This window comes from Streptomyces sp. NPDC001219 (assembly GCF_053597915.1).
Genome location: NZ_JBSFJF010000016.1, coordinates 45,902 through 60,928, shown reverse-complemented (window position 1 = coordinate 60,928; position 15,027 = coordinate 45,902). Strand labels below are relative to the sequence as shown.

The 15,027-nt window shown below is 74.8% G+C and carries 10 protein-coding genes; 3 read left to right on the top strand and 7 right to left on the bottom strand.

The genetic code is table 11. The features are described 5' to 3' along the window. Nucleotides 1-30: 30 nt before the first annotated feature. The 3 genes from ACWC9R_RS13140 to ACWC9R_RS13130 form a co-directional block, all read right to left on the bottom strand. Nucleotides 31-669 carry a uridine kinase gene (locus tag ACWC9R_RS13140; protein WP_450731179.1) on the bottom strand — a complete coding sequence of 213 codons (639 nt, stop codon included), beginning with the start codon at nt 667-669 and terminating at the stop codon, nt 31-33. Between the two features lie 45 nt (nt 670-714). Next, nucleotides 715-1,635: an IclR family transcriptional regulator domain-containing protein gene (locus ACWC9R_RS13135; protein WP_450731177.1), complete on the bottom strand. Its 921-nt coding sequence runs from the start codon at nt 1,633-1,635 to the stop codon at nt 715-717. 150 nt (nt 1,636-1,785) lie between these two features. Then, on the bottom strand, nt 1,786-2,730 hold the full coding sequence (locus ACWC9R_RS13130) for a quinone oxidoreductase family protein (RefSeq protein WP_450731175.1): 945 nt from the start codon (nt 2,728-2,730) through the stop codon (nt 1,786-1,788). A 737-nt stretch (nt 2,731-3,467) separates the two neighbouring features. Here ACWC9R_RS13130 and ACWC9R_RS13125 point away from each other — a divergent pair. Further along, nucleotides 3,468-5,081 carry an FAD-dependent oxidoreductase gene (locus ACWC9R_RS13125; protein ID WP_450731173.1) on the top strand — a complete coding sequence of 538 codons (1,614 nt, stop codon included), beginning with the start codon at nt 3,468-3,470 and terminating at the stop codon, nt 5,079-5,081. Between the two features lie 190 nt (nt 5,082-5,271). Here ACWC9R_RS13125 and ACWC9R_RS13120 read toward each other — a convergent pair whose 3' ends face one another. Genes ACWC9R_RS13120 through ACWC9R_RS13110 form a run of 3 tightly spaced genes read right to left on the bottom strand, consistent with a single transcriptional unit; the run spans nt 5,272 to nt 11,617 of the window. Next, nucleotides 5,272-7,221 (bottom strand): helicase-associated domain-containing protein, encoded by a 1,950-nt coding sequence (locus ACWC9R_RS13120; protein ID WP_450731171.1) that lies wholly within the window; start codon nt 7,219-7,221, stop codon nt 5,272-5,274. After that, nucleotides 7,218-8,678 carry an SWIM zinc finger family protein gene (locus ACWC9R_RS13115; protein ID WP_450731169.1) on the bottom strand — a complete coding sequence of 487 codons (1,461 nt, stop codon included), beginning with the start codon at nt 8,676-8,678 and terminating at the stop codon, nt 7,218-7,220. Before ACWC9R_RS13115 ends, ACWC9R_RS13120 begins: the two co-directional genes overlap by 4 nt. Further along, complete coding sequence (locus tag ACWC9R_RS13110; RefSeq protein ID WP_450731167.1) at nt 8,675-11,617, bottom strand: DEAD/DEAH box helicase; 2,943 nt, start codon at nt 11,615-11,617, stop codon at nt 8,675-8,677. Before ACWC9R_RS13110 ends, ACWC9R_RS13115 begins: the two co-directional genes overlap by 4 nt. Nucleotides 11,618-12,086: 469 nt before the next feature. On the opposite strand from ACWC9R_RS13110, the gene ACWC9R_RS13105 reads away from it, so the two are divergent. Both ACWC9R_RS13105 and ACWC9R_RS13100 read left to right on the top strand, forming a co-directional pair. Next, on the top strand, nt 12,087-13,631 hold the full coding sequence (locus tag ACWC9R_RS13105) for a UvrD-helicase domain-containing protein (RefSeq protein ID WP_450731165.1): 1,545 nt from the start codon (nt 12,087-12,089) through the stop codon (nt 13,629-13,631). Between the two features lie 46 nt (nt 13,632-13,677). After that, the gene (locus ACWC9R_RS13100; protein WP_450731163.1) at nt 13,678-13,992 is read left to right on the top strand and encodes a DUF6343 family protein; all 315 of its coding nucleotides are present in this window, start codon (nt 13,678-13,680) and stop codon (nt 13,990-13,992) included. A gap of 195 nt (nt 13,993-14,187) precedes the next feature. On the opposite strand, the gene ACWC9R_RS13095 is transcribed toward ACWC9R_RS13100, so the two are convergent. Then, nucleotides 14,188-14,601: a tetratricopeptide repeat protein gene (locus ACWC9R_RS13095; protein ID WP_450731161.1), complete on the bottom strand. Its 414-nt coding sequence runs from the start codon at nt 14,599-14,601 to the stop codon at nt 14,188-14,190. Nucleotides 14,602-15,027: the final 426 nt, after the last annotated feature.

The window sequence follows — 15,027 nt, the reverse complement described above, 5'->3', positions numbered from 1 at the left end:
CAGGGCGGGCCGGTCTGCCGGGAGCGGCGCTCACCGCGGTCCGCTCCAGGCGGGACGGCGGGGGTCGTCGGCCCGTACGACGACGTCCGCCGCCTCCCCGGGCCGGGTCTCGGCCTCGTAGCGCGCGAACGCGGGCAGCGTCCAGCGCTCCTCCTCCGGGGTGCGGCGGGAGAGCGCGGCCGGTGACAGCTTCAGATGGACGGAGAGATCGAAGGGAAACCAGTGACCGAGCAGCAGCGGACCGTGCAGCAGCAGGACGCCGCCGGGCGGCAGCGCCACGTACGCGCTGCGGGTCGCCCGGTCCGCCACCGGGTCCCACAGGTCCGGGAGCACCCGCCCGGTGCCGCCCGGCTCCAGCGGCTGGAAGACCTCCCGCCACAGCGCCTGCCGGTCGAACCACTCGTCGTGGTAGGCGTCGGGGTCCTCCCGGCCGTATTCGAGCCGCAGCGAGGCGGGGCGCAGAAAACCGAAGGTGCCGGCCTTGTGCACCGCCCGCCCGCGCAGCCGCAGCGCCTCGGCGAGCCGGTCGGCCAGATCACCGGGCGAGGCCGCGGGAGCCCCGTCGACGGCCACCCGCAGCCAGGGGCTCCCGTCCTTCGCCGGCGTAGCGACGAGCCGCTCGGTGAGCGCGTCGGTGAGCCGTTCCCAGGTGATCGCTTCGAGCCGCACCCCGCCATTCTGCACGGCCGGGCGCGGGCGGCCGTGAGCCGTGTGTCAGGCCTGGTCCGCGTCCGGGCGGGCCGCTCCGTGGCGGCTGAGTTCGGCCGCCGCCTCCTTCGCCGCCTCGACGACCTCGTCGGGAGCCACCGGCATCACGGACTTCTGCTTGAGGAGCAGGACCGCCCCCATGATCGAGCCGTCCCACATGATCGGCGCCGCGCAGGAGTTCCAGCCGGCCATGCACTCCTCGTACCCGAGCGCGTGCCCGAGGTCGCGCACCTCCGCGAGGGACTCCAGCAGCGCGTCGTTGTCGCGGTAGACGCCGGGTCCCGCCTGGTCGGGTACGGGCTCGGCCAGTACCCGCTGCTGGAGCACCTCCGGCAGGTAGGCGAGGATCGTCCGCCCGGAGGCGCCGGTGCGCAGGGAGCGCGTCACGGACAGCACGTCGCGCGGCGTCATGCCCAACTCCGCGAGGTCGGAGTCGCCAACGGCCATGTCGACGCACTGTCGTTGGGCGCCGGAGAACGGGGCCACCATGTAGAGGAACGCCAGCCCGCCGTCGGTGGCGGTGCGCAGTCCGCTGAGCACCGTCTGGGAGATGCCGCCGTCGAGCCGGTGGTCGAGTGCGGTGAAGGCGAGCTGCGCGGCCGAGGTCCGCAGCCGGTAGAGGCCGCGGTCCACCCGCTCGAAGATGCGCTGGTAGATGCCGGACTGCAGGATGCGGTAGACGACGGAGTCGTCCAGTCCGGTGAACTCGGCGATCTCACCGGGCCCGTGGGCGGACCCGCCCAGCTCGGCGAAGGCCGTCTGCACGAGGAAGACCCGCTCGGCATGGCCGGAACCCGACGTCCGGGTGCCCTCGGGCGACGCGCCCCTGGGCGTCTTCCCGGAGTGGCCCGCGGTACGCGGCGCCACGCCGGTGGCGGGCACGGCGGCCGAGGCCGGCGATCCCGTGGCTGTGGTGCTGTGACCCATGGTGTGCTCTCTCCCCTGGCAGTGATCCGCGCCCGAAGGCGCACGGCATGTGCGGTACGGGCCGCCCCCGTTGCCCGCTGTTCGCGCGGGACGGCCCCGGGGTGCGCTCCGCCGGCCCCTGTTCCCCTCCGGTGCCCCGGGCCACCCGTGTTACCGGGTGACGTCGAGCGCGAGTTTCCCGGTCGGGGTGCGTGCGGCCAGCTCGTGGTGTGCCCGGGCCGCCTCTCCGAGCCCGTAGACGCCGCCGGTCCGCGGCGTGAGGGTGCCCGCGGCGACCGCGTCGAACAGGGCCCGCATGGACGTCGGCAGCGCCGTACGGTCCGCGTAGAGCTGCGGCAGCCAGAAACCCGAGACGGTGATGCTCCGTTCCATCAGCTCCCGGGTCGGCACGCTCGCCAGCTCGCCCCCGGCGTACCCGTAGACGGCGAGCCGGCCGCGCGGCGCCACGGCGGCGAGGGTCCGGGCGAAGGTGGCGCCGCCGGTCATCTCCAGCGCCGCGTCCACCGGCCCGCCGGCCGCGTCCAGGATGCGCTCGGTCAGGTCCTCGGCGGTGGAGTCGACCACCGCGTGGGCGCCCCATTCCCCGGCCAGTCTGCGCTTCTCCGGGGTGCCCGCGAGACCGATGACCCTGGCGCCGGCGTGTGCGGCGAGCTGGACTGCCAGCGAGCCGACGCCCCCCGCCGCGGCCGGCACGACCACGGTCTCGCCCTTGGTGAGGCGCAGCGAGGTGAACAGCAGATGCCAGGCGCTGTTGCCCTGCAGCGCCAGGGCGACGGCTTGTTCGTCGCTGATGGCGTCGGGGACGTCCCAGGTGACACGGCGGTGCAGCGGCGTCCGTTCCGCGTATCCGCCGCCACGGCAGAGTCCGACGACACGGCGTCCGCCGTCCACGGTCCCCACGACCTCGTTGCCGGGCACGTAGGGCAGTTCGACGGGCGCCAGGTAGGAGTCCCCCCGGACGTGCACATCCGCGTAGTTGACGCCGGCCAGGGTGACGTCGACCAGCGCGTGGCCGCCGCGCGGTGCGGGCTCGGGCACGTCCTCGAGCCGCAGCACGTCCGGGCCGCCGAATTCTCGCATCACAATCGCGCGCACGACTCTCCCTCGGGTTCTCCAGTGCGGTGCCCGCACAGGGTAGGCACGGCGGCCAACTGGCCGAGAGAGCCCGATCATTTCGCGCCAACCATGTGCTGCTCCGGGCGGTGGCGCCCCTCTTCCCGCGGGCTCTTCCCGCCGGCTTTCTCGTGTCGCGAGAAAGCGCCACGGTGGTTTCCGCCCATTGTGCCGTTTTGCTGCGCATCTACCCAGCGGTATCCCCGGGGTGGCTGCCTCGTGTCTCTCGCTCAAACCCGGCTGTCGGAAGTGATCGACGCCGCCTACGATCCGGAATGTGTCCGCCGTTGCCCAGAGGTGACGGCCGCGTCCCCCGGGGCGGAGCACGCTCCGCGAGGCAGTTGCGCCCGCCCCTCGCGTCCGGTGAAACGGACGGGTGGCGGAGGAGGACGTGGCGTTGCGCGGGGCGGGACGGGCACGGCCCGAGGGGGAATCATGATGGGGAAATCGGGGGGCGGCAGGCCGGCGTTCGCGCCGGCCTGCCGGGACCCACAACGCGCACAGCCGCTGCCGCTGGCACCGCTGCGCTTCCTGCGGACCGCTTCCGCGTCCCTGCCGTCCTCGTTGGCGGCCACCTTCACGGCCTCCTTCACGGCCGCCACCGATGCCGTCATCGCCGCCGCTCGCCGACGTCCCCGACCGTATGCGGCACCGCCCTCTCTGGACGTGCCGCGCTTCCGCCGGGGAAGGGCGCGCCGCCGCCGAGAAAGGGACTGCCCATGAACGCGTTGAGCAGCAACGGGCTCGAGTTCACCCACCCTTACCTCGCCGTGGTGCTCGGCGGCGGCTTCACGGGCATGCTCGCCGCCGCGGCACTGTCCGGACACGCCGATGTCATCGTCGTGGAACGGGACCGGCTGCCGCGGACGCCCACCCTCCCCACGGACCTCCCGCAGGCCCGGCACGCGCAATTGCTGACGGCGGACGGCGCCCGGCTGATCGAGGCCGTGCTGCCGGGCAGCACCGCGCGCTGGTCGGCCGAGGGCGCCCGCCGGCTGCCGTTACCGGCGGAGTTCACCGGCCGCACCGCGAAGGGCCGGCCGGGCCGCCGGGCGCGTTCGCGGTATCTGCTCGGCTGTTCCCGCGATCTGCTCGACCGGGTCGTCCGCCGGCAGGTGGCGGCCCTCCCGGGGGTGACCGTCCTCGACGGAACCGAGGCGACCGAGCTGACCGGCACCGCGGAACACATCACCGGGGTGCGGGTCCGGGACACCACCAGCGGCGCCACCCACCTCCTGGACGCCGATCTCGTCGTCGACGCCACGGGCCGGCACTCCACCACCCGGGAGCGGCTGACCGCGCTGGGACTGTCCTCCGCGCACGAGGACGTGGTGGACTCCGGGATCGTCTCGGCGACCCGGATCTTCCGCGCCGTCGAGGGCGCGGAGCACATGCCGGTGCTCACCGCCCGTTCGGCGCTCAGCGGCCCGCCGCCCGCCCCCGGTGCACCGCACCGCCCGGTGCCCGGCAGGACGGCGACGCTGGTACCGATCGAGGGCGGACGCTGGCTGGTCACCCTCACCGGCACCGGGGACGAGCGGCCCTCCGAACACGCGGGCCGGTTCGTGCCGTTCGCCCGCCGCACGGGCCACTCCGTGATCGGTGACCTCATCGCCGGTGCCGAGCCGCTCAGCGAGGTGCGGCTGACCCGCGACACCACGGACCGGCGGCGGCGCTATGAGCAACTGGCGGCCTGGCCAACGGGGTTCGTCGTCCTGGGCGGCGCCGTGGTCTCGCTCGGCCATGACTGCGGTCAGGGCCTGTCGCTCGCCGCGCATGGTGCGGCCGCGCTGCGCGGGGCCCTGCGACGGCACGGGATGGACGAGCCGTCGCTCGCCCGGAAGGTGCAGCGGACCGTCGGGCGCCTCGTCCAGGAGCCCTGGTCCGCGGCCACCGGCGAGCCGCTGCCCTCCCCCGCGGCCGGCCGGGCCGTCCGGCGCGCCTATGCCGATGTCCTCGCGCCCGCCGCCCCCGCGGCCCCGTTCCTGCGTCCCGCTGCCGCACTCGGCCTGTTCCGGGGGACGGCACGGTTGCGTCCCGCGGCCGGCGGTGCTCCGGGCCGGCCGGCCTCGCGCGGGCCGGCCCCGGCGCCGCTGCCGGCAGCTCCTGGAGGCCCGTCCGCCGCCGGTCCGCACAGCCCGGCCGCCCCGGCCCTTTCAGCGCGGCCGGCCGCGTACTCGGCCGCACCGCCCGCCCCGGCACAGCCTCCGGTCCCGCCCCGCCCTCCTGGCGCCGCACCCACCCCCTGGCGCCTCCCCCGCCCGCTCGGCTTCGGGCCGACGGCGCTGCGCCGGATCAGCGGAGCGACCCGGCGGAAACCGGCCGACGACTGAGGACGTGACCGCGGGCCGTCGCGAGGACGGCCCGCGTTGCCGGGCGGCGCGGGCCTCTCGTCCGCGCGCCGGTCCCTGGCGTACGGCAGTCCCTGGCGTACGTCGGTCTCTGACGCACACCGACCGACGCGAAGGTCCACCGGAGACGCCGCCCTCCCGGTGCACGGAGGCGTGGCGTCCGGTCAACGGGTCATGCCCCGCCGGGCTTTGCCGCCTCGCCGGCCGGTACCGGGACTCCCAGGAGGCGGTGGGCGAGGGTGAGCGGCGCCCGGTGGTCTCGGGTGGGGGCGGGTGCCGTGGCGCGGTGGGTGGGGAGGCGTTCGACGGTCGTGGTGCCGGTGTCGGATTCCAGGGCCGGTGCGTAGCCGGCGGCGCGCAGCGCGTCCAGGGTGGCGGCCGGTGGCCGGGCGCTGACCAGGACGGTCGGGGCGATGGCGCGCAGCCCGAGGTCCTGGAGGGCGCGGTGGGCGGCGAGTTCCCCGATGAGGGCTTCGTCGTCGGAGCGGATGCAGCAGGCGGCAGGCAGCACCCGCATCCGGCCGTGGACGCGGGCGGCGTCGCGGACGAGGTAGTCGAGCGGCTGCGGCAGGGTGCCGGCCGACGAGGCGCGGGTGAGGTCCTCCAACAGAGTGTCGGCGGTGTGGCCGGTGTCGAGTGCGCGGCGTACGGAGGCGGGGGTGAACCGCCAGGTCACGGCGTGGCCTTCGGACTCGCGGTCGGCCGCGGCGCCGAGCAGTGCGGCGAGCGCAGCGGCGGGGCGGCCGGGCACGACGGCGGTCAGGTCGGCCTGGAAGTGTGCCTGTTCGAGGAGCGGTGGCAGCAGGTCGGCGAGCGGCTCGTCCAGCGCCTGCGGGTCGGTGAGCAGGGCGCGGCCGAGCGGGGTGAGGGTGCCGTGGGCGGTCAGGCCCAGGTAGGCGGCTTCGTGGAGGGTGTGGGCGGCGCGTTCCCCGGCCATCGGCTGCTGGGTGACCGCCAGGGGGCGGTGCCAGTCCGCCGCCCGGAGGAGGTCATTCCAGGGGGTGGGGCCGCCGGTGTCCTCTTCCGGTGGTGCGGTGAACGGCAGCGGCGGGAGGGGGATTCCCGCCCCGCGGGGGACGGTGGCGAGGGCGGCGAGGAGGGCGTGCCGGAGGGCGGGTGCGTGCCGGTCGTGACCGCGGACGAGTGCGGTCGGGGTCTCGCCGAACGGGGTGTGGGTGGGAATGTCCCAGAGCCCCGACCAGGCGGCCAGGACGGGGGCCAGGCGTGCGCCGGGCGGCCGGCCGAGCCAGTCGTCGTAGGCGGCGGTGGGGAGCGCGGTGATGCCGGACGGGGTGCGGGTCAGTGCGATCAGGTCGGCGGCGAGCGCCAGGTCGAGGAGGAGGCGGGTGTGCTCTTCGGTGGCGCCGGCCGTCTTGGCCAGCCGTTTGATCTCCCGTACGGCCAGCCCGCCCGACTTGCGCAGGGCGGCGGGCTGCGTCGCCAGAGAGGCCAGCAGGCGGTCCAGGGTGGCGGCGAGGGTCGCCGCGGCGGCCCGGGACTCGTCGTGCGGGGTGGTCGGCGGGACGGCCGCGGCGGGCGCCGCGGTGCCGTCGGCGTCGTCCGCTGTGGTCGGCGGGGCGTCGGCGAGGAGCGGGCCGGGGTCGTGGGCGGCCAGGAGTTGCGGGGCGCGGGGCGGGACGACGATCGCACCGTCGTCGGCCGGCGCGGCGAGTCCGTCGTCGTAGAGGGCCTGCAGGGCGCTCTCGGCGGCGGTGCGGGGGCGGCCGGGCGCGGTGGCGCCGAGGGCGGCGAGGACGTCCTCGGGCGGGACGGGTTCGGTGGCCAGGTGGGCGAAGGACAGCCGGTGCGCCATCAGGGACTGGTAGTCGGCGCCCGGGGCGGGTGCGGCGGGGCCGGGGGCGGCGCGCCGGGCGCGCTCCTGGCTGATGCGGGCGGTGGCGGTGAGCACCTGGAGCCGGGGGTGGTCCAGGTGGAGCACCAGGTGGTGGAGGGTCTCGTAGGACCACAAGGCGCTTGCCAGGCCGCGCAGTTCGGTGGGGGCGGGCCGACGGGCGAGCGGCTCGGCATGGCGGGTGAGGAGTGCGGCGAGCTGTTCGGGGGTGCGCTGGGCGAGGGACCGGGTGAGTGCGTCGAGACCTTCCACGGCGTCGAGGTTAGTCATCGGGCGAGCAGGGCGGTGACGGCGGCCACGGGGTCGGGGCCGGCCGGGCCGGTAGGCCACCAGTCGTCGCCGCCGGGCTCGGACTCGTACGGATACCAGCGGTGGTCGTGGCCGAAGCGGAGCTGGATGCCGCGGTCCGGGTCGGTGAGGTGGTTGTGGCGCGGGCGCAGGGACGGGAGGTCCGCGGCGAGGAGGGCGCTGCGGGCCCGGTCGAAGTCGCCGGCCGGGGGGTCCCAGGCGGTGTCGAGCAGGGCGAGGCCTTCGGGGCCGCCCTGTCGCCAGGCGGCGACGGAGCGGGCCACGTCCGTGATCGTACGTCCGGCCGCCGCGGCGAGGTCACGGTAGAGGGCCCGGGTGGCGGAGGTCAGGCCGGCGGTGGGGTGGGCCGTGGTGGCGAGCAGTCGGATGGCGTCCTCCCATGGGGGCAGCGACGGGAATGGGCTGTGGACTGCCGGGCGCCCTCCCGAGGGGCTCGGGAGGCTTGCGGCGGACACGCAGGCGTGGGCGCGGGCGGCGGCGTCGGCCGCCACGAACGCGAGGGCTGCGGGGTCGAAGGGCAGGCCGTCGCCGTCCGGCAGGGTGGGCGGCACGCCGGGCTGCGGGGGCGCCGCGAGCGGGGGCGGGAGCGGCGGGCGGGGGCGGTCGGCGAGGGCCGCCTTGGCCAGGACGCCCCGCGGCGGGGACGTCCCCGGTGCCGCACCCTCGCCGGGGGCGGCACCGGGGGCCGCCTCAGCAGCCGTTCCCGTGGCGGCAGTCGGCGTCGCTCCGCCGGTCTCGGGTCCCGGTCCGTGCGGGGCCGGCGGGGTGGCGGCGGAGGTGTGGGCGCGGGCTTCGTGGGCACTGCGGGCGGCGTTGCGGCGGGAGAGGTCGTCGAGGAGTTCACGTTCGCCGCGGCCGCGCATCAGCAGCAGGACGAACGGGTCCGCGTCCAGCAGACGGGCGACCTGGAAACAGAGCGCGGCGGCGTGTTTGCAGGGTCTGCCGTGGTCGGGGCACGAGCAGCGGGGAACGAGATCCCCCGGCCCGGGGAGGAGGCGCGGCTCGCGGTCGGCCAGCGCCCGGGGCAGTTTCTTGGCCAGCAGGGCGGTCAGCTGGTCGGGCTCCGCGGCGATGGCGTCCAGGAGGCCGTCCCACTGCTGGTCGTTGAGGGTCCGGAGGCGGATGTCGGCGCTGTAGGGGCGGGGTCTGCTGCCGCGTACGGTGGCGATGACGCGGCCCGGGGTGATGTTGATGGTGTCGACATGGCCGTCGCGGGCGTAGGTGCGGCCGCGGGCGAGCCGGGCGCTGTCGAGGGCGGTGGTCTCCAGGGCGTCCAGCCAGGCGCTGCCCCACCAGGATTCGGCGAACAGGCCCCGGGCGCCGGGCCGGGCCGGCAGGGGCGGGAAGGTACGCGAGCGGTCCGCGCGGGCCATCCGGTCCGCGGCGGCGGCGCGCCCGGAGGTTCGGTGGGGGTTCATCCGGGCCTCCTGAGGGAGACGAGATCGGCCAGTGCGGCATCGGACAGCTCGGTGAGCGCGGTCTCGCCGCCGGAGAGCACGGCGTCGGCGAGCGCTCTCTTGGCGCTGAGGAGTTGGGCGATGTTGTCCTCGACCGTGCCCTCGGCGATGAGCCGGTGGACCTGTACGGGCTGCGTCTGGCCGATGCGGTAGGCGCGGTCGGTGGCCTGCTCCTCCACGGCCGGGTTCCACCAGCGGTCGTAGTGGATCACATGTCCGGCACGGGTCAGGTTCAGGCCGGTGCCCGCCGCCTTGAGGGACAGCAGGAAGACCGGGGCGTCCCCCGACTGGAAGCGGTCGACCATGCGCTCCCGTTCGGCGACGGGGGTGCCGCCGTGCAGGAGCTGTGCCGGGATGCCCCGGGCGGCCAGGTGCCGTTCGAGGAGCCGTGCCATGCCCACGTACTGGGTGAAGACCAGGGTGGCGCCGCCCTCGGCGAGGATGGTGTCCAGGAGTTCGTCGAGGAGTTCGAGCTTCCCCGAGCGGGCGGCGAGGCCGGGCGCGGCCTCCTTGAGGTACTGCGCGGGGTGGTTGCAGATCTGCTTGAGGGCGGTGAGCAGCTTCATGACCAGGCCGCGGCGGGCGATGCCCTCGGCGGTCTCGATCCGGGTGAGGGTCTCGCGGACGACGGCCTGGTAGAGCGCGGCCTGTTCGCGCCCCAGTGCCACCGGATGGTCCGTCTCCGTCTTGGGCGGGAGTTCGGGCGCGATGCCCGGGTCGGACTTCTTGCGGCGCAGGATGAACGGGCCCACCAGCCGGGCCAGCCGCTCGGCCGCCGCCGGGTCCTCACCGCCCTCGACCTCACGGGCGTGCAGGGCGCGGAACGTCTTGAGGGGGCCGAGGAGCCCGGGAGTCGTCCAGTCGAGGAGGGCCCACAGCTCGGAGAGGTTGTTCTCCACGGGCGTGCCGGTGAGGGCGATCCGGGCGGGGGCCTTGATGGCGCGCAGGGCCCTGGCCGTCGAGGAGTGCGGGTTCTTCACGTGCTGGGCCTCGTCGGCGACGATCCAGGCCCAGGGCCGCCCGGCCAGTTCGGTGGCGCTGCTGCGCATCGTCCCGTAGGTGGTCAGCACGAAGCCGCCGTCGAGCCCGTCGAGGCTGCGGCCGGCACCGTGGAAGCGGCGTACGGGCGTGCCGGGGGCGAAGCGCTCGATCTCGCGCTGCCAGTTGCCCAGCAGGGAGGCCGGGCAGACGACGAGGACCGGTGCGCCCGGCTGCCGGTGCAGATGGAGGGCGATGACGGTGACGGTCTTGCCCAGGCCCATGTCGTCGGCGAGGCATCCGCCGAGGCCGAGGGAGGTCATGGTGTCGAGCCAGGCCATGCCCCGTAGTTGGTAGTCACGGAGGGTGGCCCGCAGTCCGGGCGGCTGGGGCAGAGGGGCGGTCTCGCGGGTGAGGCGGGCCCGCAGCGCGGCGAGGGCGCCCTGGGGCACCACCTCGACCTCCTCACCGTCCACCTCGGTGGTGCCGTGGAGAGTCGCGGCGAGCGCGTCGGCGGGCTCCAGGTAGCCCAGTTCACGCTTCCGGGCCTTACGGACCAGCGCGGGGTCCACCAGGACCCACTGGTCGCGCAGCCGGACGACGGGGCGGTGCGCCTCGGCCAGGGCGTCCATTTCCGCCTCGGTCAGCGGCACCCCGTCCATCGCCAGCTGCCAGCGGAACTGCAGCAGTTCATCCGTGTCGAAGAAGCTGAAGCCGTCCGCGGCCGAGCCCGGTGCCGGGCGCAGCACCGCCGCGGCGGTCAGACCGCGGGCGAGCTCCTTGGGCCAGTGGACGGCCACTCCCGCCGCGCCCAGACGGGGCGCGGCCACTCCCAGCAGTTCGTACAACTCGTCCTCGCCGAGCGGCAGTACGTCGGGGACCGGCCGCTCCAGGAGACGGGTGAGCGGGGCCCAGACGCGGGCGGCGCGGCGCAGGGCGAGGAGGGTGTCGACACGGGAGCGCGGTCCGAAGTGCTCGGGGCCTTCGCCTTCCCACAGGTCGCGGGCGTCGGCGATCAGGGTGAGGTCGGTGAGGCTCTGCACCTGGAGGACGGCCGCCGCCGCACTGCGCTCTTCGGCAGCGCCCGCCCCGTGCTCCCCCACGGTGTCGAAGAGCTTGTGCGGGGCGAGGTCGAGGCGCAGGGAGAGCCGCACGCCCGCGTCGATACCGGCGGCGACCTCGGCGGCCCATGCCCGGGCGCCGGGGAGGTGCTGGGGCGCACTCGCGGTGAACGGGGCACCGGCCACCAGCCCGGCGGCGGGAGTTCGGGGCAGCGCGTCGACGACGGCGTCCACGTAGCGCCGCACCAGGGCCGCGGGGTCGGTCAGCTGAAGGGGCCGGCTGCCGGGGAGCGGCACGGCGTGGGCGGCGGCGGGCATGGCGGCGGCGATGGCCCGGAGGTGCGCGATGTCCTCGGGGTCGAGCGGTCCTGCCCGCCAGGCGTCAACGTCCTCGAGGGTCAGTCCGGGCAGCATCCGGCCGCGGGCGGCGAGGTGCAGCGCGTGCAGGGTCGCCGCGCCCCAGCAGGCGGCGGCCGGATGAGCCGCCGGGTCGTTCCGGGCACGGACCAGCAGGGGGACGGCCTCGGCCACCGGAAGCAGCAGGGCGGGGACCGTACGGCTGCGGGCCCCGTTTCCGTGGCGACGCGCGACGGTCAGCGTCCCCGGCTCGGCGGCGGCATCCCCGCCTGACGCCCCGTCTTCGCCGCCCCCGGCAGCGAGCTCCGGGAGCGGGCCGCCGTCAGGGCGCCAGAAGGCGATCTTCCCGGCGCGTGGCGGCTGGGCGGGCAGGAAGACCGCGGCGCAGTCGGCCAGGGCGGCACCGCCGATGCCGCGGCCTTCCGCAGATCCCCCGGGCAGGGCCGCGGACGACCCGTCCGGCGGCCGGCTCTCCCCCGCTGCCGTCTCCCACCGCCTCGCCATGCCATCCCTTACCGCTCGGTCGTTCCCACCCGGCCGCGACACCCTCCACACCTGCCGCGCCCGCTCTGCTGCTACGCCCCCGACCTGCGAGTCTACGGTCGTGCCCACTGCGTCTCCTGCGCCCCTCTCCCGCATCCGCACCCTCCTCCGAGCACCCCGTGCAGGGCATCACCGGACGGCCCGGCTCTCCCGCTCGGGGAAGAGCACACCGAGCGCGCCCCGCCCGCTGACGTCGCCCCCCCCGCGGCGGCCGCGCCGCCCCGGCCTTCCGACGATCACCGGCCCGTCCGCAGCCCGGGTCCGATAGAAGCAGACAGCACTGACAACGCCTCCGACCTGCGCCTTCCGCGCACCCGGCCAGGTTTTCCACAGGCCGCGAAAATTCCCTCGCCCGCATCGCGAAATCCGCTACGGTCAGTGACGTCATCACTCTCAGTGATCAACCAGCCGATGTCGGTGAGGAGCTCTCATGCACACGCCCACGCACGAACAAGCCGCCGCGAAGGAGGCTTTCCCGACCGGCGCGCATCTCGTGATCCAGGCCGGTGCCGGGACCGGCAAGACGACAACCCTCGCCCTGCTCGCCCGCACCGCGCGGCGGCAGGGCCGGCGGGGCCGGTATCTCGCCTTCAACAGAGCCGTCGCGCGTCAGGCCGCCCGGTCCTTCCCCTCAGAGGTGGCCTGCGGAACGGCCCACGCCCTCGCCTACACCGCCGTGGGCAGGGACTTTCAGGCTCGGATGAACGCCCCTCGGCAAGCGGGATGGCGCACGGGCGCAGCCCTCGGCATCGACGAGGAGATGTCCTTACGCCTCGGAGCCCGCAAGGTCACCCACAGGGCGCTCTCCCTCACGGTCCTGCGCACCGTCACCCGCTTCTGCCAGTCCGCCGACAAGGAGATCGCGCCGCACCACGTCCCACCCCTGCGCGGAGCCGAAGCCGAGCCGCTCCAGGCGCGGCTCGCCGAACTCACCCTTCCCTACGCGCGCAAGGCCTGGGCCGACCTGCAGCACCCCGACCACGGCGTGGTCCGCTTCGAGCACGACCACTACCTCAAGATGTGGGCACTGCGCGACCCCGTCATCCCGGCGGACTTCCTGCTCCTCGACGAGGCACAGGACACCAATCCCGTGGTCGAGCAGGTCTTCACCGCCCAGCGCGATCACGCTCAGCTGGTGCTGGTCGGGGACTCCGCCCAGGCCATCTACGGCTGGCGCGGCGCCCGCGACATCATGAGCGGCTTCGACGGCAGGCAGCTCAGCCTCTCCCACTCGTTCCGCTTCGGACCGCCGCTCGCCTCCGAGGCCAACCGCTGGCTCGCGATCATCGGCGCACCGATCCGGCTCACCGGTTCACCCGGCCTGGAGACCGAGCTGGGCACGGCCCGCGCGCCGGACGCGATCCTCTGCCGGACCAACGTGGGAGCCATGGTCGAGGTGATACGGCAGCTGGACGCGGGGCGCCGGGTCGCGTTGGCCGGTGACGGCGCGGCACTCAGCGCCCTCACCCGGGCCGCACACACCCTCGAGTCCGGGCACCGGACGGCCCACCCGGAGCTGATGCTCTTCGAGACCTGGGGCGAGCTGCGCGAGTACGCGGAATTCGACCCGGCGGGCCGGGACCTGCTGCCGCTGGTGGAGCTCGTCGACGAGCACGGCACGGAGGCTGTGCTGTGCGCCCTGGACCGGCTCTCCCCCGAGGACTCCGCCGAGGTGACGGTGTCCACGGCCCATCGGGCCAAGGGCCGGGAGTGGGCGCGTGTGCGCATCGCGGACGATTTCACCGGCCCCGACGACCTCGACGAGCGCGACGAGAACGGCGCCCCGGTCCCCGGCCCCATCGACCTCGACGAGGCACGCCTGGCCTATGTCGCCGTGACCCGCGCCCGTTCACTGCTCGACATCGGCGGGCTCTCGTGGATCAACAGCCACCCCGCCGGCGACGCCCGCCCCACGACCAGGAAGCCCGAGCAGCAAGAGGTGAAATCTAGGGAAAGAGGTGCCGGGGACTGGTGACTGGCTCGTCGAACGGGAGGATTCTGGAGGTGGGAGATGGGTTCCGATGCGTACGGGAAATGAGCCCCTTCAGGCACGCAGCCCGCTGAAGATCCGCTGTGGGCTGGCGTTGTGGGGGTTGCTGTGGGCGATTGCCGGAGCCGTGGTCCTCGGCAACGCCGGCAGGCCGGAATGGGCCGCCGCGTGTGCCGCACTGGCCCTGGTGGCACTCACGGACCTGGCGGTGGTGATCCACCACATCCGCCAGGGACCGCACTACCAGCCCGGCAAGGACATACCGCCCTACGCCCCTGACCGAGGCCGTAACAACGCGTTCGGCATACGCAACGGCACCGGCCGGAGACGGGGAACCAGGCCGTAGAACTGCGGCGGAGCACTCCGGGTGCCCTGTGGCGGCGCCCCCCAGACGGTGACCGAGTACGGAGCCGGACGAAGGGGCACGGCGAGCCGAGCAAGGCCGGGCTGAGCGGGCAGGCGGCGCGGGCACGGCCCATCCCTGGTGGCGTGCACAACGCGCGCTAAGAGGCCGGACGTTCACGCGAACGCCCCTGGGCAGCTACTGCGAATCGCGGTTCGGGTCACCGGGGTCGCGGTCGCCGTCACCGGTTCCGCGTGCGAAGCGTGCGGCTTCGATGAACTCCGGGCGTGGCTCCAGAGCCGCGGCCAGCCGGAAGTGGCGCAGTGCCTCCTCGGACCGGTCGGCGCGTTCCAGGGTGCGGCCGAGCGCGAAGTGCGCGAAGGCGTTGTCGGGTTCGCGTTCCAGCACGATCTGGAACTCGAGTTCCGCAGGACGCAGTTGAGCGGAGAGAAAGAAGGCACGGGCGCGCAGCAGTCGGGCCGCGGTGTTCTCGGGGTGCGCAGTGATGACCGAGTCCAACAGTTGGATAGCGCCGCGCGGGTCGCGGGCCGCCAGCAGTTGCTCCGCGGCGCGGAAGTCGATGACATGCGTCTCGGGGCTGCTCTCGGGCACGGTCTGCTCCTCTCCGTCGCCGTCGGGAGATCCATCAGCTGCGGACCGTACGGCGTTGCCTCGGCACAACAAACCCATCGGTTCCGGCATTCCCTGGTCGCCGCGGCCTCAACCAGCGCTGCGGACACCCCCGTATGAGGCCCTCACCACGTGCCGAGAAAGAGCACCGACCTGGTGACAGAGCGAGGGGCCCGAACGGGCCGACGGGCCGACGGGCCGACGGGCCGACGGGCCGACGGGCCGACGGGCCGACGAGGACACTAGACCGGCGAAGAGGCCGACGCGAGGACGAGGAGGAGACGGCGGTAGCGAGGAGGAGGCGGCGGGTGGGTGGGTGGGCTGGGGAGGGGAGGGGGAGGGGCCCCAGCCAGGCCATCCCTAAAGCAAGGCGCCCCAAAGCCAGGCCGGCCACCGCTCCCCCGGCCT